General features: G+C 62.4%; 18 protein-coding genes. 12 read left to right on the top strand and 6 right to left on the bottom strand.

Translation table 11 applies throughout. The annotated features are described in order from the left end of the window. Nucleotides 1-24: 24 nt before the first annotated feature. Nucleotides 25-1,143, bottom strand: a complete 1,119-nt coding sequence (locus VSX56_RS11015) for an alpha-D-ribose 1-methylphosphonate 5-triphosphate diphosphatase (protein WP_350937061.1) — start codon at nt 1,141-1,143, stop codon at nt 25-27. 70 nt (nt 1,144-1,213) lie between these two features. Beyond that, on the bottom strand, nt 1,214-2,071 hold the full coding sequence (locus tag VSX56_RS11010) for a LysR family transcriptional regulator ArgP (protein ID WP_350937059.1): 858 nt from the start codon (nt 2,069-2,071) through the stop codon (nt 1,214-1,216). Nucleotides 2,072-2,156: 85 nt separating this feature from the next. Here VSX56_RS11010 and VSX56_RS11005 point away from each other — a divergent pair, with 85 nt between their 5' ends. Both VSX56_RS11005 and VSX56_RS11000 read left to right on the top strand, forming a co-directional pair. Next, a complete protein-coding gene (locus VSX56_RS11005) occupies nt 2,157-2,762 on the top strand; it encodes a LysE/ArgO family amino acid transporter (RefSeq protein ID WP_350937056.1) in 606 nt (201 codons plus the stop codon). A gap of 51 nt (nt 2,763-2,813) precedes the next feature. Then, nucleotides 2,814-3,728 carry a DMT family transporter gene (locus VSX56_RS11000; protein WP_339113211.1) on the top strand — a complete coding sequence of 305 codons (915 nt, stop codon included), beginning with the start codon at nt 2,814-2,816 and terminating at the stop codon, nt 3,726-3,728. A gap of 45 nt (nt 3,729-3,773) precedes the next feature. On the opposite strand, the gene choV is transcribed toward VSX56_RS11000, so the two are convergent. From choV to choX, 3 genes are all read right to left on the bottom strand, one after another. Beyond that, nucleotides 3,774-4,793 carry a choline ABC transporter ATP-binding protein gene (choV, locus tag VSX56_RS10995; RefSeq protein WP_339113210.1) on the bottom strand — a complete coding sequence of 340 codons (1,020 nt, stop codon included), beginning with the start codon at nt 4,791-4,793 and terminating at the stop codon, nt 3,774-3,776. A gap of 1 nt (nt 4,794) precedes the next feature. Next, nucleotides 4,795-5,637 carry a choline ABC transporter permease subunit gene (gene choW / locus VSX56_RS10990; RefSeq protein WP_339113209.1) on the bottom strand — a complete coding sequence of 281 codons (843 nt, stop codon included), beginning with the start codon at nt 5,635-5,637 and terminating at the stop codon, nt 4,795-4,797. Nucleotides 5,638-5,722: 85 nt separating this feature from the next. Continuing rightward, entirely contained in the window at nt 5,723-6,655 is a 933-nt protein-coding gene (gene choX, locus VSX56_RS10985) for a choline ABC transporter substrate-binding protein (RefSeq protein WP_339113208.1), read from the bottom strand. 101 nt (nt 6,656-6,756) lie between these two features. On the opposite strand from choX, the gene betI reads away from it, so the two are divergent. The 5 genes from betI (at nt 6,757) to VSX56_RS10960 (ending at nt 11,627) form a co-directional block, all read left to right on the top strand. Continuing rightward, a complete protein-coding gene (gene betI, locus VSX56_RS10980; protein ID WP_339113207.1) occupies nt 6,757-7,338 on the top strand; it encodes a transcriptional regulator BetI in 582 nt (193 codons plus the stop codon). Beyond that, nucleotides 7,335-8,780 carry a betaine-aldehyde dehydrogenase gene (betB, locus tag VSX56_RS10975; protein ID WP_350937052.1) on the top strand — a complete coding sequence of 482 codons (1,446 nt, stop codon included), beginning with the start codon at nt 7,335-7,337 and terminating at the stop codon, nt 8,778-8,780. Before betI ends, betB begins: the two co-directional genes overlap by 4 nt. A 118-nt stretch (nt 8,781-8,898) precedes the next feature. Next, nucleotides 8,899-10,566 carry a choline dehydrogenase gene (betA, locus tag VSX56_RS10970; protein WP_350937050.1) on the top strand — a complete coding sequence of 556 codons (1,668 nt, stop codon included), beginning with the start codon at nt 8,899-8,901 and terminating at the stop codon, nt 10,564-10,566. Nucleotides 10,567-10,616: 50 nt separating this feature from the next. Beyond that, nucleotides 10,617-11,294 carry a thermonuclease family protein gene (locus VSX56_RS10965; RefSeq protein ID WP_350937048.1) on the top strand — a complete coding sequence of 226 codons (678 nt, stop codon included), beginning with the start codon at nt 10,617-10,619 and terminating at the stop codon, nt 11,292-11,294. 81 nt (nt 11,295-11,375) lie between these two features. After that, the gene (locus VSX56_RS10960) at nt 11,376-11,627 is read left to right on the top strand and encodes an HP1242/YdcH family protein (protein ID WP_339113203.1); all 252 of its coding nucleotides are present in this window, start codon (nt 11,376-11,378) and stop codon (nt 11,625-11,627) included. Nucleotides 11,628-11,684: 57 nt separating this feature from the next. On the opposite strand, the gene VSX56_RS10955 is transcribed toward VSX56_RS10960, so the two are convergent. Then, on the bottom strand, nt 11,685-13,076 hold the full coding sequence (locus VSX56_RS10955; protein WP_339113202.1) for a helix-turn-helix domain-containing protein: 1,392 nt from the start codon (nt 13,074-13,076) through the stop codon (nt 11,685-11,687). A gap of 105 nt (nt 13,077-13,181) precedes the next feature. Here VSX56_RS10955 and VSX56_RS10950 point away from each other — a divergent pair, with 105 nt between their 5' ends. The 5 genes from VSX56_RS10950 (at nt 13,182) to VSX56_RS10930 (ending at nt 16,971) form a co-directional block, all read left to right on the top strand. Continuing rightward, complete coding sequence (locus tag VSX56_RS10950; protein ID WP_350937045.1) at nt 13,182-13,778, top strand: hypothetical protein; 597 nt, start codon at nt 13,182-13,184, stop codon at nt 13,776-13,778. Nucleotides 13,779-14,048: 270 nt separating this feature from the next. After that, the gene (locus VSX56_RS10945; protein WP_339113200.1) at nt 14,049-15,581 is read left to right on the top strand and encodes an acyl-CoA carboxylase subunit beta; all 1,533 of its coding nucleotides are present in this window, start codon (nt 14,049-14,051) and stop codon (nt 15,579-15,581) included. A gap of 63 nt (nt 15,582-15,644) precedes the next feature. Next, nucleotides 15,645-16,022 (top strand): DUF6497 family protein, encoded by a 378-nt coding sequence (locus VSX56_RS10940; protein WP_350937042.1) that lies wholly within the window; start codon nt 15,645-15,647, stop codon nt 16,020-16,022. 196 nt (nt 16,023-16,218) lie between these two features. After that, nucleotides 16,219-16,347 (top strand): hypothetical protein, encoded by a 129-nt coding sequence (locus VSX56_RS10935; RefSeq protein WP_339113198.1) that lies wholly within the window; start codon nt 16,219-16,221, stop codon nt 16,345-16,347. Nucleotides 16,348-16,578: 231 nt separating this feature from the next. Then, a complete protein-coding gene (locus tag VSX56_RS10930) occupies nt 16,579-16,971 on the top strand; it encodes a hypothetical protein (protein WP_350937040.1) in 393 nt (130 codons plus the stop codon). The last annotated feature ends 126 nt before the right edge of the window (nt 16,972-17,097 follow it).

Raw genomic sequence — 17,097 nt, 5'->3', positions numbered from 1 at the left:
AGGTCGGGGATTTCCCCGACCTTTTCAGTTCAGCCGCTCCGCCAGCTCGCCCGACAGGAATACCGGACGTCCGGCCGCAAAACAGCCCATCACCCGCCGGCGCTCGGGGCACAGGATCACCACATCGCCGCGCAGGCCCATCTCCAGCCGGCCACGATCCTCGAGCCCCATCATTCGTGCAGGCCCTGCCGAGACCAGTCGCCATGCCTGAGCCAGATCGCAGATGCCCCGCTCGATCAGCGCGAAGACCGCACCGATCATCGCCGGATAGTGGTAATCCGAGGCCAGCGCATCCACTAGACCTTCGGCTACCAGATCGGAGGCACTGACCGAGCCGCGGTTATGCGAGCCGCCCCGTAGCACATTGGGCGCGCCCATAATCACCGCCTGATCCTGCGCCTTGCTGGCTGCAGCATGCGACACGGGAAATTCCGAGATCCGGACTCCGCGACCCGCCCAGATGTCGCGCAGATCCGCGTCATCATCATGCGACCCGAAACGCAAGTCGGGCAGGGCGCGCAGGATGGCGCGCACGAAGCTGTCGACCTCTGGGTCGCGGGTTTTGAGGGCCAGCATCATCTCGTGATGTGCCTCGGGGGAGCGCCCCGCCTTGAGCGCCGAGCCATTCAGCCGTGGCGGCTTGCGTCCGGTTTCCAGCGCCTTATGCGGCAGATGGTCGTTGAACACGAGATAATCGATCCCCGTCTCGCGGATCAGGTCGCAAACGGGCCCGAGATCGTGGGTCATATGGGTCTCGAGCCTGAGCTGCATCCGCATATCGAGGCGCAGGTCGGCGGCCTGCAGGGCTCGTGCCAGACGGGTGGCAAATTCGGGGCCACGCATGCCGCCCTCCCAAGACCAGAATTGCGCAAGCCACGCCGTAGTGATGCCACAGGCGGCCAGCTCGCCTTCGACAAAGTCCAGATTGGCGCCCAGATCCGCCACCATGCCACGACGCGGAGCCAGATGGCGCTCGAAGGCATCGCCATGCAGATCGACAATGCCCGGCAGCACCCAGAAGCCCGTCGCATCCAGATGGCGGGAGGCCGGACCCGTGCCGATCAGGCCGTGATCGAGCGTCAATCCACCCTCTGCCAGCCCATCCTGCGTCAGAACCTCTCCACCCGTAATCTGCCAGCCCATTGCCTGTCTCCTTCTCGCCCGTGATCTCCCGCGCGGGCTTTCCCTAACGCGCCCGGAGGGCCTGCACCAGCTAAACCATCGGGCTCAGCGCGCCCCGTGCCGCATGGCGCAGCGCCTGTGACAGCGGCGCCAGCGCGTCTTTGAGGTTACGCAGCGATTGCCAGTAAAGCGCGACCTCCATCGGTTTCTCGTCCAGCATGACAAGCGCGCCGGAGGCCAGATGGTCGCGCACCAATGCTTCGGGATGGAGCGCCCAGCCCATCCCCAGACATCCCGCCCGCAGGAAATCGTGTGTCGATCCGATGTGATGCGCGGGCAGGGGGCGGGTCATCGCGTGACGCTCGCGCGCCCAGAGCGCCTGTAGCCCGTCCTTGGCCGAAAAGACCAGCGCGGGGGCCGTTTCCAGCGCCTGTGCCGTGACGCCCTGCGGGAAATGGCGGGCGATGAAACCGGGCGTCGCACAGGCGATATAGCGCATCCTACCCAAGGGGCTCAGATCGCAGCCCGCAACCGCAACCGGATTGGTGGTGACCGCCGCCATTACCTCGCCGCGCCTGAGCCAGCCTTCGGATTGCGTTTCATCCTCGATCACCAGATCGAAAAGCGCGCCGAGGCCCGCCAGCGCCGGAAGCGCCCAGCTGGCAAGGCTGTCGGCATTGATGGCCACCCGCAGCCGCGCCACGCCTTGCCCGGTAAGCCCCTGTTCCAGCAGCCGGACCTGCGCCAGATGATGCGCCAGCCGCAGACCCTCGGCGGTGCCGGTGCAGGGCTGGCCGCGGATCACCAGAACCGCGCCCATCCGGTCCTCCAGCGATCTGATCCGCTGCGAGACCGCCGATGGCGTGACGCGCAGCGCCTGTGCCGCGGCCTCGAAACTGCCGGTCTCGATGACCATGGCCAGCGCCTGAAGGGCGGGATAGTCCAGCATTAGCCTGCCTTAATTAGATGTAATCCAATTCAGTATGCCTGAAGCACCGCCTATGCGATAGAGCGCAAAACGGAAAGGACAGACTATGGATGCGGCATTTGCAGGGTTCCGGATCGGGCTGGGGTTGATCGTGGCGATCGGGGCGCAGAACGCCTATGTGCTGCGGCAGGGGCTCAGGGGTGAACATGTCTTTGCGGTGGCGCTGTTCTGTGCCGTCTCGGATGCGGCGCTGATCGCGCTTGGCGTGTCGGGCTTCGGGGCGCTGACCTCGGGGCTGCCATGGCTTGCGCCGCTCCTGCGCTGGGGGGGCGTGGTGTTCCTGACCTATTATGCGCTGCGTGCCTTCGGCTCCGCATGGCGCGGCGAGGCGCATCTCGATCCTGCCTCGGGTCAGGCCGAGCCCCTGCGCAAGGTTCTGGGGGTGATGGTGGTGCTTACATGGGCCAATCCGCATGTCTGGATCGATACGGTTCTGCTGCTGGGGGCAGTGTCGGCGCAGTTTCCTGCGCAGGGCCTGCAGTTCGGCTTCGGCGCGGTGGTGGCCTCTTTCAGCTTCTTCTTTGCGCTGGCCTATGGGGCGCGCCTGTTCGCGCCGGTTTTCGCCAAGCCGCGGGCGTGGCAGATCCTCGATCTTGGCGTTGGCTGTCTCTTGCTGTCGGTGGCATGGCGGTTGGCTGTGATGGAAATGTAAGCATACATGTGAACGCTTGTGTTCCCCAAGGGCTGTGACAAAACTCGCGCCATGGAACACAAGACCCAAATCGCGGGCAATGCGCCCACAATCGCCATACTGTGGATGCTGGCCATGACGCTGTGCTTCACCATGGTCAATATCATCGTGCATTATCTGGGGGCCGAACTGCCCGCCGCGCAATCGGGGTTTATCCGCTATGCGTGGGGGATCGTGTTCATGGCGCCAGTGCTATGGCGGATCCTGCGCAAGGGCTATCCGGCTAAAACATGGGGCCTCTTCGGGCTGCGCGGGGCGTTCAATGCGGCGGGGGTGCTGCTATGGTTCTATGCGATGGCGCGAATCCCGATCGCGGATGTCACCGCCATCGGTTATCTCAACCCGATCGTGGTGACGCTTGGCGCAGCGCTCCTGCTGGGCGAGGGGATCGCATGGCGGCGGATACTTGCGATCGTCGTGGCGCTGGTCGGCGCTCTGATCATCCTGCGTCCGGGTCTGCGCGAGATCACGCCGGGCCATTATTCGCAGCTGGCGGCGGCGGTGATGTTCGGCGGCTCCTACCTTCTGGCCAAGCGCCTGACGGGCATCGCCGCGCCGACCGAGATCGTCGGGATGCTGACGCTGGTTGTGGCGGTCTGCCTCGCGCCATTGGCGATTGCGCAATGGCAGCCGGTCACGCTCAAGGAAGCGGGGCTTCTGGGGCTGGTGGCGGTGCTGGCAACGTTGGCCCATTATGCCATGACACGGGCCTTTGCGGCGGCCCCCATCAGTGCGACCCAGCCGGTGGTCTTCCTGCAGCTGGTCTGGGCGTCGGCTGCGGGCTGGTTCATCTTTGGCGAGGCGGTCGACCCCTATGTGATCGCTGGCGGGGCGATCATCGTGTCGTCGGTCAGCTATATGGCGTGGCGCGAGGCGCGGCTGAAGCGGCGTGTGACGCCCTTGGCCGGTGCCACCAAGCAGATCTGAAAAACGCGCCCCTCGGGGCGCGTTCTCGTTTGTCGGTGCTATGGCTTATGCCGCTGATCCCTGTGGGTCGATCAGCTTGCCGATCACCCCTTCGCGGGTGATCTTGCGCCCGTCGTCAAGCGCGACGACAGGATGCGTGCGCAGGAGCTGCATCACGTCCTTGACCGGTGCATGCGCGGCCAGAACCGGTCCCTCGGCGGGGCCATCCTCGGCCAGATCCTCGGCGGTCAGCACGCCCATCGGGTTCATATGCGCGACGAAATCCTGCACATATTCGTCGATCGGGTTGGCGATGATCTCGCGGGCGGTGCCCACCTGAACGATACGCCCGCCTTCCATCAGCGCGATGCGGTTGCCGATCTTGAAGGCCTCGTCGAGATCGTGGCTCACGAAGATGATCGTGCGTTTCAGCTTGGCCTGCAGCTCCAGAAGCTCGTCCTGCAGCTTGGCGCGGATCAGCGGGTCGAGCGCGGAGAAGGGCTCGTCCATCAGCAGGATCGGTGCGTCAGTGGCGAAGGCACGCGCCAGACCCACACGCTGCTGCATGCCGCCCGACAGCTCGCCCACACGGACATCCGCCCATTGCGCAAGACCCACCAGCTCCAGCTGGTGCTCGACCTTCGCACGACGTTCCGCCTTGGACATGCCGCCAAGCTCCAGCCCGAGGCCCACATTCTCGCGCACCGAGCGCCAAGGAAGCAGGCCGAATTGCTGGAAGACCATCGCGATATGGTGGCGGCGGACATTGAGAAGGTCCTTGCCCTTAGCATGGCTGACATCCACACGGCCTTTGGGCGTGTTCACCAGAACCGAGCCGCGGCAGACGGGGTTGAGCGCATTGACCGCGCGCAGGAGCGTCGATTTGCCCGAGCCCGAGAGACCCATCAGCACGAGGATCTCGCCCTCGGCCACTTTGAGCGAGCAGTTATGCACACCCAGCACCTGGCCGGTGGCGTCCTTCACCTCGGCGCGGGTTTTTCCTTCGTCCATCAAGGGCAGGGCCGACAGGGGAGCTTCGCCGAAGACGATGGAAACATTGTCGAATTCGATTGCAGGTTTCGCCATCTTACTTCTCCTTACGCACTTCGAGCATCAGGCGAAGCACGGTCGCCAGCGCCACGATGACAAAGCCCGATTCAAAGCCCAGATCGGGTTTCATGCGGTTGAGCCCGTTCATCACCGGCGTGCCGAGGCCACCCGCGCCCACGAGCGTGGCGATCACCACCATCGACAGCGAGAGCATGATGGTCTGGTTGAGGCCCACCATGATCTGCGGGAAGGCGGCAGGAAGCTCGACCTTCCACAGCTTCTGGAACGAGGTCGCACCGAAGGCTTCGGCGGCTTCGGTCAGCGCGGTGGGGGTCGAGGAGATGCCCAGATAGGTGAGGCGGATGGAGGCGGGCAGCGAGAAGATCACTGTCGCGATCAGGCCGGGCACCATGCCGAGGCCGAAGAAGATCACGGCGGGGATCAGATAGACGAAGGTCGGCAGCGTCTGCATCAGATCGAGCACGGGCTCCATGCCGGAATAGATCCAGCGTTTGCGCGCGGCCAGAATGCCCAGAGGCACGCCGATGCCCATACAGACGATACAGCTGACAAGGATCAGCGACAGCGTCTCGGTCGTGTCTTTCCAGTAATCCTGATTGAGGATGAACAACATCCCCAGTGCAACGATCAGGCATTTCTTCCAGCTGCGCTGCAGGCCCCATGTCAGCGCCACGAAGACGAGGATCAGCACCAGCGGCGGAGGCGTCTGTAAGAGCCACAGCACCGCGTCGATCAGGTTTTCCATCACCATCGACAGCCAGTCGAAGAAGCCTGCCGCATTGTCCTTGAGCCAGTCGACCACCGTTTCGGCGGCGTCACCTACGGGGATCTTCCAGTCGATCCCTGAGAACCATTCCATAATGAGTGTACTCCGTCATTCCCTGGTTCTTGCTCCGGCCTCCCGGAGCAAGGTGGAGCGGCAGATATTCTACCGCTCTCTGTTATTACTTGTTCATCGCAGCCTGAAAGGCGGTGAAAGCGTCCTTGCCGTCACGGGTGGTCACGCCCTCGAGCCACGGCGCGACCGCGTCCTGATGCGCTTCCAGCCAGTCTGTGGCCGCGTCTTCGGGGTCCTCGCCCTCATCGAGAATGGCCCCCATCAGTGTATTTTCCGCATCGAGCGAGAATTCGAGGTTCTGCAGCAATTTCCCGACATTGGGGCAGGCATCGACATAGCCTGCGGTGGTATTGGTGCGCACTTCCGCGCCACCGTAATCCGGCCCGAACCAGTCATCGCCGCCCGAAAGATAGGTCAGCGTGTAATTGGCATTCATCGGATGCGGTGCCCAGCCCAGAAAAACGATGGGCTTATCACGGTTGGTTGCACGACCAACTTGCGCCAGCATCCCCTGTTCTGAACTTTCGACTACGTTAAAATCGGCAAGATTGAACGCGTTTGCGTCAATCATGTCTTCAATAAGCCGGTTTCCGTCATTGCCCGGCTCGATGCCATAGATCTGATTTCCCAGCTCGTCGGCATGTTTGGCGATATCGGAGAAATCCTTGATGCCGAGCGCGGCGCCGGCGGCATTGGTGGCCAGCGTATATTTCGCACCGGTGAGATTCGTGCGCACGGTATCGACGGTGCCTGCCTCCACATAGGGGGCGATATCGGCCTGCATGGTGGGCATCCAGTTGCCCAAGAATACATCAACATCGCCATTTGCAAGAGCGGTATAGGTGACGGGGACGGAAAGAACGCGGGTTTCGGTCCGGTAGCCCAGCGTTTCGAGTAGTTTGGTCGTTACAGCGGTTGTCGCGGTGATATCGGTCCAGCCGACATCGGAAAATACCACTTCGTCGCATCCTTTCGCCTGCGCCGAAACCGCAAAGGTCATCGAGGCAGCAGTCGCGATAAGAAGGGAACGATAGGTCATAAGCACTCCAGATTTTTTCTAAGATTTTTCTTGATTGACGAGTCAATAAACTATCTTGTAGCCAAGGAATGCAAGTAATTTCTGAGTCAGGAATAGAGCTAATGCCCAAAGTCGGCGCGCAACCGATTAGAAAAGCAGCGTTGATCGACGCCACCATCGCCTGTGTCGGCGAGGCCCGTTCGCTGGAGGTAACGGTGGCGCAGATCGCCAAACGTGCAGGGATGTCCTCGGCGCTGGCGCATCACTATTTCGGATCGAAAGACCAGATCTTTCTGGCCGCGATGCAGCATATCCTGAGCACCTACGGGCAGGAGGTGCGCGACGCGCTGCGCGGAAAAACCGATCCGGAAGAACGGCTTCGGGCGATCGTGCGGGGCAATTTTGCCGAAGGCAGCTTCCAGACTGAAGCGATCTCGGCATGGCTGAACTTCTATGTTCTGGCGCAGAAAAACGAGAATGCACGCAGGCTGCTGGCCATCTACCAGCGCCGTCTGCAATCGAATCTTCTCTACGCGTTGCGGCCTCTGGTGGGCCGCCACGCGATGGCTGTGGCCGAGGGGCTGGGGGCGTTGATCGACGGCGTCTATATCCGTGCCGCTCTGGTCGACGGGCCTGCCGACCCCAAACGCGCGGTCGGAATCATCATGGAATATCTGGATCGAGAGTTGGAGGGTCACCGGTGAAGGCACAACCCAAAGCAAGCCACTTTGTTGATGGCGACTATATCGAGGATACCGCAGGCGAGGTGATCGAGGTCACCTATGCCTATACGGGCGAGGTTATCGCGAAACTTCATGCCGCAACGCCCGCGGTGATGGAAAAGGCCATTACGTCTGCCGTGCGCGCGCAGAAGGAATGGGCCGCACTGGCACCTGCCGAGCGCGGGCGCATCCTCAACCGCGCCGTGGCAATCATCCGCGCGCGCAATGACGAGCTGGCCGCATTGGAGACGCTCGATACCGGCAAGCCGCTGCAGGAAACGCTGGTGGCGGACTGGCCGTCGGGGGCGGATTCGCTCGAGTATTTCGCGGGTCTTGCGGCGACGCTGACCGGCGAGACCATGCCGCTGGGCGGGGATTTCGCCTATACGCTGCGCGAGCCTCTGGGCGTTTGCGGCGGGATCGGTGCGTGGAACTACCCCAGCCAGATCGCCTGCTGGAAAGCCGCGCCCGCACTCTCGACCGGCAATGCGATGGTGTTCAAGCCCTCCGAGGTGACGCCGCTCGGCGCGCTGAAACTGGCCGAGATCTTCATCGAGGCGGGGGTGCCTGCGGGCGTCTATAACGTCGTGCAGGGCTTTGGTGCCGTGGGCGCACAGCTCGCCACCGATCCGCGCATCGCCAAGGTCTCGCTGACGGGCTCGGTGCCGACGGGGGCCAAGGTCTATGCCGCAGCCGCGCCGCATATGAAACATGTGACGATGGAGCTGGGCGGTAAATCGCCCCTGATCGTGTTCGAGGATGCCTCGATCAAGGATGCCGTCGGTGCGGCGATGCTGGGGAACTTCTACTCCTCGGGCCAGATCTGCTCGAACGGCACCCGCGTTTTCGTGCATAAGTCGATCAAGGAGCAGTTCCTCAAGGAGCTGGCCGAGCGCACCGCCAAGATCCGTATGGGTGACCCGATGGATATGGCGACCGATTTCGGCCCGCTGATCACCAAGCGCCAATACGAGCAGGTGGCGGGCTATCTCGAGAAAGCCAAGGCCGAAGGCGCGCGGCTGGTCTGTGGCGGCACTGCGCTCGACGGCCAATTCGTCGAGCCGACCGTCTTTGCCGATGTGAAGGACGATATGTCCATCGCCTGCGAGGAGATCTTCGGCCCCGTCATGTCGGTGCTCGATTTCGAGACCGAGGACGAGGTCGTGGCACGGGCCAATGACACGCAATTCGGTCTGGCGGCGGGTGTCTTTACCCGTGATCTGGCGCGCGCCCATCGCGTGGTCGCCAATCTGGAAGCCGGCACCACATGGATCAATGCCTATAACCTGACGCCGGTGGAGATGCCCTTCGGTCCGGTGAAAGCTTCCGGTTTTGGGCGCGAGAATTCGCGCCATGCGATCGAGGCCTATACGCAGGTCAAAGGCGTCTATGTCGGCCTGAATCCTGTCGACAGCCCTTGGTAACAATTGAAGCGGGGGGCGTGCGCGCCCCCCTGAACCGGCGTCCTGTTTTCCCCCGTGCGTGACGGCCTGAAAGGCAATGGTCCCCGAGTGATGGCCCGAGTGATGGAGCGATTGGAATATGAGCGTAGAAGCTGATTATGTTGTGATTGGTGCAGGCTCCGGCGGCACGGCTTTGGCCTACCGTCTGGCCGAGGCCGGAAAGCGCGTGGTGATCATCGAGCATGGGGGGTCGGATGCCGGCCCCTTCATCCAGATGCCGGGCGCTCTGTCCTATCCGATGAATATGGGCATGTATGACTGGGGCTTCCAGTCCGAACCCGAGCCGGGTCTGGGCGGGCGCGTGCTGGCGACCCCGCGCGGCAAGGTGATCGGCGGGTCGTCCTCGATCAACGGGATGGTCTATGTGCGTGGCCATGCAGGGGATTACGAGCACTGGGCCGAGCAAGGCGCCGAGGGCTGGAGCTATGCCGATGTGCTGCCCTATTTCAAACGGCAGGAAACATGGCATGGCGCCGGAGATGGCGGTGACCGTGACTGGCGCGGCACGTCCGGTCCGTTGCATGTCAGCCGTGGCCCGCGCAAGAACCCGCTCTTCGATGCCTTCGTGCAGGCGGGGCAGGAGGCGGGCTATGCCTATACCGCCGATTACAACGGCGAGCGTCAGGAAGGCTTCGGCCCGATGGAGGCCACCATCTATAAAGGCCGTCGCTGGTCCGTGGCCAATGCCTATCTGCGCCCCGGCCAGAAGGCGTTCGGGGACCGTCTGGCTGTGGTCAAGGCGCTTGCGTTGCGCGTGGTCTTTGACGGCAAGCGTGCGATCGGTGTCGAGGTCGAGAAGGCAGGCAAGAAGCAGGTCATTTCTGCCCGCGCCGAGGTGATCGTGGCCGCAAGCTCGATCAATACGCCCAAGATCCTGATGCTCTCGGGCGTGGGGCCTGCGGCCCATCTGCGCGAGCATGGGATCGAGGTTCTGGCCGACCGTCCCGGTGTGGGCGGCAACCTGCAGGACCATCTCGAGGTCTATTTCCAATATGCCGCGAAAGAGCCGATCACGCTCTACAAATACTGGAATATCTTCGGCAAGGCTTGGGTGGGGGCGCAATGGCTCTTTACCAAGACTGGTCTGGGCGCGTCGAACCAGTTCGAGGCCTGCGGGTTTATCCGTTCGGACAAGGGCGTGCGCTATCCCGATATCCAGTATCACTTCCTGCCGCTGGCCGTGCGTTATGACGGCAAGGCCTCGGCCGAGGGGCATGGCTTCCAGGTCCATGTCGGGCCGATGCGGGCGGCCTCGCGGGGCCGTGTCTCGCTGCGTTCAGGCGATGTGCGCGACAAGCCAAGGATCTTCTTCAATTATATGAGCGAGGATCAGGACTGGGTGGATTGGCGCAAGACCCTGCGTCTGACGCGCGAGATCTTCGATCAGCCCTCGATGGCCCGCCATGTGGCGCGCGAGATCCAGCCGGGCTCGGATGTGACCTCGGATGAGGCGCTGGATGATTTCGTGCGCGAGCATGCCGAGAGCGCCTATCATCCCTGTGGCACTGCGCGTATGGGCCGTGCCGATGACATCCATGCGGTGGTCGATCCCGATGGCCGCGTGATCGGGGTCGAGGGGCTGCGCGTGGCCGATAGCTCGATCTTCCCGCGCGTGACCAATGGCAACCTCAACGGTCCGTCGATCATGGTGGGCGAGAAGATCGCCGACCATATCCTTGGCCGCCGTTTGCCTGCCGAGAATAGCGAGCCGTGGTTCCACCCCGACTGGGAGAACTCCCAGCGTTAATCCGCCGCTAGCCCCTTGGGTTAACTGAGATATCTCTGGACAATACCGGCATGCCCCGCGATATGTGGGGCATGTTTCGTTTTGTTTATGTTCTGCTGATCGCTTTGATCGCCTGCGCCCCGCCCGTGCTGGCCGAAACCGTGTCCGGCAAGGCGCGTGTCGTCGATGGCGATACGCTGGAGATCAACCATCGCAAGATCCGTATCTCCGGGATCGACGCGCCCGAAAGCAGCCAGAACTGCACCCGAGCGGATGGTCGTGGCTGGGCGTGTGGACGCGAGGCGACAGGTCTCATGCGTAAACTCGCCGCAGGCAAAGTGGCCTGCACGGGCGGCAGTTCGGATCGCTATGGCCGGTTGATTGCGGTCTGCAAGGCCAAAGGGCAGGATATCGGCGCGCAGATGGTCGTGCAGGGCTATGCGATGGCCTATCAGACCTATTCCAAAGCCTATGTCTCGCAGGAGAAATCCGCGATGATCGCCAAGCGCGGCCTCTGGGCAGGGACATTCCAGACCCCCGCCGAATACCGCGCGCATAAGAACGACGCCCCCGACAGCAGGGCCTCGGCAGGCTGCACGATCAAGGGCAATATCTCGAAAAACGGCAAGCTCTACCACATGCCGGGCTCGGCCTCCTATGCCGCCACCAAGATCAGCACGGCCAAGGGGGAGCGATGGTTCTGCACCGAGGCCGAGGCCCGGAAGGCCGGTTGGGTCCGCGCGCATTGACACCGCCTTGATCCGTATCAAAGAGCGTCACCCGCGCCTTTGGTATCATGACCTCGCAAACCAGAAAGGCGGAGGTCCGGAATGACTGAACATCTTCATACCCTGAGTGTCGAATTCCCCGCATATCGTGTCCAGCTGCGCGAGTTGAAGGCGGCCGATCCGCATGCCGCGCGTCTGATGGAGGAATACGAGGCCATCAACGAGCAGGTCCAGCGCGCGATGGAGGGAGTGCAGCCAATAGAGGCGCTGGCCGAGGTGGATCTGCGCAAGAAACGCGCGATGCTCAAGGACCAGATCGCACGGGCTCTGGCGCAGGAAGTGACAGCGGCCTGAGGTGTCCACCATAGAGATCCTGAAGCCTCCGGTCCTCGGGCCGGAGGCTTCGTCATGTCAGGCGATGTCGTAGGGCAGAAGGCCGCGCCGGTCGAGATCGACGGTCAGTTTGCGCTCGAGCGGCGGCACCGAGCGCTGGTGGCAGTTGCGGCGCTCGCAGATCCGGCAGGAGATGCCGATCGGCTCATAGGCGCGTGGATTACCCAGCTCCATATCATCGGCATAGACCACATCCTTGGCATGGCTGACCTCGCAGCCCAGACAGAGCGAATAGCGCCGCACGGGGGCATGGAAGCTGCCACCCTGCTTGGACACGTCCTTCGCGATACACAGATAACGCGCGCCGTCCGGCGTCTCCGCCAGCTGGCGCAGGAAGCGGGTGGGGGTTTCAAACGCCTGATGCGCGATCCAGAGCGGGCAGGAGCCCCCGAACCGCGCGAATTGCAGCCGTGTGGCCGAGTGGCGCTTGGTAATGGTGCCTGCCTGATCGAGGCGCATGAAGAAGAAGGGGAGCCCCTTGGCGCCGGGTCGCTGGAGCGTGGAGAGGCGGTGGGCGACCTGCTCGATGGAGGCACCGAACAGCTCGGCGAGGATTTCCAGATCGTGGCGGTTGTCCTGCGCGGATTCCAGAAACTCGACATAGGGCATCACGGCCGCGCCCGCGAAATAGTTGGCCAGCCCGATCTTGGCGATGGAACGTGCGGTTTCCGACTGGAAGCGCGCCAGATCCAGAGTGGCCTCCAGAAGCTCGTTCTGGGTGATCAGCGCCACCTGATGCATCAGCTGGAAGGCCTGAGTGGATTTCTTGGCATGGCGGGCAATGGTGATGATGCGCCCGTCGCGCTCGCGCACGCCCGAGATATCGGCGAATTGCACGCGGATGCCACGGGCCTCCAGCGCCTCGATCGCCCGCGGGATCGGCTCGGCGCGTGTGCCATCGGGGCGAGCGAAATGTTCGGCTGCACGGTCGACCGCATCGATGTAATTGTCGCAGTAATGGAAGAAATCGCGCACCTCTTCCCAAGGGCTCTGCACGGTGCTGGCATCCTGACCGAGAGCGGCATTCAGCGAGGCGAGTTTCTCGTGGGTGCGGCGATAGGCGCTGTGGAGTTCGAGGAAGGATCGCGCCAGTGCCGGTGCATTGGAGGCCGCAAGCCGCAGATCGGCCATCGGTGTCGAGGCGTCGGCGAAGATCGGGTCGGCCAGAGCCTCGGTCATGTCCGAGACCAGACGTTCGGCATCGCCTGCAGAAAGCTCGGTCACATCCAGCCCGAATTCGGAGGCGAGCGCCAGCACCACCTGTGCCGAGACGGGGCGATGGTTGTTTTCCATCTGGTTGAGATAGGGCAGGGACACGCCCAGCCTGTCGGCAAAGACCTTCTGGGTCAGGCTCAGACGGGTGCGGGTCTCGCGCAGTTTGATGCCTGCATAGAGTTTGGGTGTCGCCATGCCTGATCTCCTTTGCAAACCCGCTGATACATATGCAAACCCCGTTTGGTCAATTGCCTTTGCGTGCGGTTTCGGTTTAGCTGCCGCCAGTTTTCGGGGGTGGATATGCGTCAATTCAGTCTGGTTGTGCTGATGGCCTGCGGGCTTGGGTCCGGTCTGGCAGGCTGTGCGCCCGAGCCTCTGACGCAGGCCGATCTGGCGCAGATGGCGCATCCTTCCGCACAGATCCGTGCGCAAGTGGAGGCGCTGATGCCCGCCGCGATGGCGGAGCTGGACCCGATGGAGGCGCGTATCCTCTCCGAGGGGCGTCCGCTGAACGCGGTCGAGACGGGTTATGCGCTAAAGGCCGGTGTGCATCACCCCGAGCGGGTGCGTGTTCTCGCATGGCAGGGGAGGTTCCCCGCGCCGAAAAATAAGGCCCTTGCCAGGGTCTATAAGCCCGCAAACGCGCTGGCGATCACCTTCGGCTACGGGATCGCGGCGCGTCAGGAGGACCCGTATCTGATCGCGCATGAGCTGGTACATGTGGCGCAATACGAGCGTCTTGGCGGGCGCGAGGCCTTCACGCGCGAATATCTGACGCAGGAGCTTGTGCTCGGGGGCTACGCGACCCCGCTGGAGCGCGAGGCTTTCAAACGCGGCCACCGGATCGCGCCGGTGCCGGCGGGGGCAACCCGCCGCTGGATCGAGTCACTGGATTAAGTATTTCGCATTTGCGGCGAAAGCGGTGTTGATTTTGGGCCGCTGACCTATTGCGCGCTTGACCCGCGCCGCGCTCCGCGTAAGGCTGGCCAGTAGAATGTGTCGGCGACCATCGGCTTGTTGCGTGACGAATAGCCTTATTTCCTTCGGTTTATTAGCAGATTATGCAATTAGCAACGCAGGCTTTGCCAATAGTTTGCAAATTTTCCGAATTCCGCTTTGATGTTACCCTGCGCCTGCATACTGTCGGGGCAAGGAGAGGGGAGTTTCATGAGAGATATTCTGCAAGAGCTTGAGGACCGCCGCGCACAGGCCCGTCTGGGCGGAGGGGAGCGCCGCATTGCCGCGCAGCACAAGAAGGGCAAGCTGACGGCGCGCGAGCGGATCGAGCTCTTGCTCGATGAGGGCTCCTTTGAAGAATTCGACATGTTCAAGACCCATCGCTGCGTGGATTTCGACATGCAGGCTGACAAACCTTATGGCGATGGGGTGGTGACCGGCTGGGGCACGATCAATGGCCGTATGGTTTATGTGTTCTCGCAGGATTTCACCGTCTTCGGTGGCTCGCTTTCCGAGACCCATGCCGAGAAGATCTGCAAGATCATGGACATGGCGATGCAGAATGGCGCGCCGGTGATCGGGCTGAACGACTCGGGCGGGGCGCGGATCCAGGAGGGTGTGGCCTCGCTTGCGGGCTATGCCGATGTGTTCCAGCGCAATGTCGAGGCGTCTGGCGTGATCCCGCAGATCTCGGTGATCATGGGGCCCTGTGCGGGCGGCGCGGTCTACAGCCCCGCGATGACCGACTTCATCTTCATGGTGAAGGACAGCTCCTATATGTTCGTGACCGGCCCCGATGTGGTGAAGACGGTCACCAACGAGGTGGTGACCGCAGAAGAGCTGGGCGGCGCGCTGACCCATACCAAGAAATCCTCGGTGGCGGATGGGGCCTTCGAGAATGATGTCGAAGCACTTTACGAGGTCCGCCGTCTGGTGGATTTCCTGCCGCTGTCAAACCGTGAGAAAGCGCCCGTGCGGCCCTTCTTCGATGACGTGGCGCGGGTTGAGGACAGCCTCGACACGCTGATCCCCGCCAATCCGAACATGCCCTATGATATGAAAGAGCTGATCACCAAGGTTGCGGATGAAGGCGATTTTTACGAGATCCAGCGCGATTTCGCGGGCAATATCATCACTGGTTTCATCCGGCTCGAAGGGCAGACCGTGGGGGTGGTGGCCAACCAGCCGACCGTGCTGGCAGGATGTCTCGATATCGACAGCTCGCGCAAGGCCGCGCGCTTCGTGCGCTTCTGCGACTGTTTCGAGATTCCGATCCTGACCTTTGTCGATGTGCCCGGCTTCCTGCCGGGGACGGCGCAGGAATATAACGGAGTTATCAAACACGGGGCAAAACTCCTGTTCGCCTATGGCGAGGCGACGGTGCCCAAGGTCACGGTGATTACCCGCAAGGCCTATGGCGGCGCCTATGACGTGATGAGCTCGAAACATCTGAAGGGCGATTTCAACTACGCATGGCCCACGGCAGAGATTGCGGTGATGGGCGCCAAGGGAGCGGTGGAAATCCTCTACCGGTCCGAGCTGGGCGAGCCCGAGAAGATCGCCGCGCGGGTGAAAAACTACGAGGACCGCTTCGCCAATCCATTCGTTGCGGCCGAGAAGGGGTTCATAGACGAGGTGATCCAGCCCCGCTCGACGCGCCGCCGTGTGGCGCGGGCCTTTGCGTCGCTGCGCTCCAAGAAACGCAGTATGCCGATGAAGAAGCACGATAATATTCCGCTGTAAGAGGTCAGGATGAGGGTTTGGGGGTGTCTGCCCATAACGCTGTGCCGGAGGGTGTTGGCTCTGGTGGCTGTTATTGGTGCGGGGCAGGTCGCGGCGGCGGATATGCCGGCGTCAAGGGTGGCGGTCGCTGTTCCCTCGGGGCGCCATGTCGAATGGCTGACCAGCCAGACCGATGCCAGCGGACCCGAGGGGCTGACGATCCGGCATTTCTTCCTCATGCGCGATCTGACCGAGGATGACGACACCGCGATGGGGGATATGCTGGCGCTGTGCGAGAGCTTCGCGCTTCCACATCTGTCCGCTGTCGGACCGCAGCCCCAACAGATTGTGATCTCGCTTGCCGACCGTCCCGTGGTGTTCGGCACATCCGACCCCGAAGCCACGCAACTTATTGCAGGATATGCGATTTCCGGCGAGCGCTGCGAAGAAGAGATGTTCTGATGCGCCATCGGCGGGAAAATGATAATGGGAATGTGATGGCTCTGTGCAAGCCTTTAGAATCTGCTAGGATCTGCGTGAGCCGTACCGGCTTGGGGTCGTTGGCCACAGGGGATTTCACCTGTGTCTTAACGGCGTCCTTCCCAATCATGCTCACCCCGTTCGGGATGCGTTCCCAGGGTGTGAAAAGGAGAAGAACATGTCGACCAAACTCATTCTCGCGCTTGGCCTCGTTGGTTTCATGGCTGCCTGCGCGCCCAAGCCCGCTCCGGCGCCGATGCCGGCCGAGCCGGTCACCGCAGAGCCCGTTTACCACAGCAAGCTCTGACCTTATTCGCGGGCAGGGGGCATCCCCTGCCTGCACCCCCGAAAAACCTTTGATCCGCCCCCAACTTCTGGCCGATTGCGCCAATCTGGGACGGACAGCGCCTTCAGAAGTGTTTATGAGGACTATGCCAGCGCAGACGCGTCTGGCCATGATTCCGCATCCGGCATGGAGCATCCCCTGCCGCGTGACGAACACTAGACCGGAGACCGCTCCGGAGAAGAGAGGCGCCAAATGCTGAAACACCGTGGTTTCCCCGGGCGTTTGCCCAGCACCGATCACCAATTCGTCATCCGCCGTGCCAACAAAAAGGGCGCGACGAAGATCATCCGCCGTGAGCGGTTCAAGGACCGTGCGGCGATGGACCGTAAGGCCGATGAAGGCTTCATGGCCGCTTTGTGGAATTATTTCGGCGAGGAGCCTTTCGAGCGCGGAAATCTGGATGCGGGCCGCATCAGCTGGCTGTTCGGCCGTGAGGTCGTGGCCGCGGAAGATCCGTTCGATCCCGAGTCCTATGAGGCGCTTCTGAAGATCGACCGGCGTCGGGCCGAAAGTTCCTTCCCCGAGGTCTTCGCCGATCCCGGCGCGTTCGACTGGGACGAGAATGACGAGGACGATTGGGACTGATGCGACACGGGTCTGATAGAAAACGGCAATTTCTTGCTGCTGCCTCCGCGTCGGGGGTTGCAAGAGACGCCCATCGCGCGCAGGTTGATTTCTATCAGCCCGGAGCTATCTGGACTGATGCCTCTC

This window comes from Thioclava kandeliae, from assembly GCF_040297545.1.
Lineage (GTDB): Bacteria > Pseudomonadota > Alphaproteobacteria > Rhodobacterales > Rhodobacteraceae > Thioclava > Thioclava kandeliae.
Note: the sequence above shows the minus strand (reverse complement) of the source record. Positions and strands in the feature narration are given on the sequence as shown.

Bases quoted from the DNA above. Each gene is read 5' to 3' on its own strand.
- VSX56_RS11015 (WP_350937061.1), bottom strand. From the start codon at position 1,143: ATGGGCTGGCAGATTACGGGTGGAGAGGTTCTGACGCAGGATGGGCTG.
- VSX56_RS11010 (WP_350937059.1), bottom strand. From the start codon at position 2,071: ATGCTGGACTATCCCGCCCTTCAGGCGCTGGCCATGGTCATCGAGACC.
- VSX56_RS11005 (WP_350937056.1), top strand. From the start codon at position 2,157: ATGGATGCGGCATTTGCAGGGTTCCGGATCGGGCTGGGGTTGATCGTG.
- VSX56_RS11000 (WP_339113211.1), top strand. From the start codon at position 2,814: ATGGAACACAAGACCCAAATCGCGGGCAATGCGCCCACAATCGCCATA.
- choV (WP_339113210.1), bottom strand. From the start codon at position 4,793: ATGGCGAAACCTGCAATCGAATTCGACAATGTTTCCATCGTCTTCGGC.
- choW (WP_339113209.1), bottom strand. From the start codon at position 5,637: ATGGAATGGTTCTCAGGGATCGACTGGAAGATCCCCGTAGGTGACGCC.
- choX (WP_339113208.1), bottom strand. From the start codon at position 6,655: ATGACCTATCGTTCCCTTCTTATCGCGACTGCTGCCTCGATGACCTTT.
- betI (WP_339113207.1), top strand. From the start codon at position 6,757: ATGCCCAAAGTCGGCGCGCAACCGATTAGAAAAGCAGCGTTGATCGAC.
- betA (WP_350937050.1), top strand. From the start codon at position 8,899: ATGAGCGTAGAAGCTGATTATGTTGTGATTGGTGCAGGCTCCGGCGGC.
- VSX56_RS10965 (WP_350937048.1), top strand. From the start codon at position 10,617: ATGCCCCGCGATATGTGGGGCATGTTTCGTTTTGTTTATGTTCTGCTG.
- VSX56_RS10960 (WP_339113203.1), top strand. From the start codon at position 11,376: ATGACTGAACATCTTCATACCCTGAGTGTCGAATTCCCCGCATATCGT.
- VSX56_RS10955 (WP_339113202.1), bottom strand. From the start codon at position 13,076: ATGGCGACACCCAAACTCTATGCAGGCATCAAACTGCGCGAGACCCGC.
- VSX56_RS10950 (WP_350937045.1), top strand. From the start codon at position 13,182: ATGCGTCAATTCAGTCTGGTTGTGCTGATGGCCTGCGGGCTTGGGTCC.
- VSX56_RS10945 (WP_339113200.1), top strand. From the start codon at position 14,049: ATGAGAGATATTCTGCAAGAGCTTGAGGACCGCCGCGCACAGGCCCGT.
- VSX56_RS10935 (WP_339113198.1), top strand. From the start codon at position 16,219: ATGTCGACCAAACTCATTCTCGCGCTTGGCCTCGTTGGTTTCATGGCT.
- VSX56_RS10930 (WP_350937040.1), top strand. From the start codon at position 16,579: ATGCTGAAACACCGTGGTTTCCCCGGGCGTTTGCCCAGCACCGATCAC.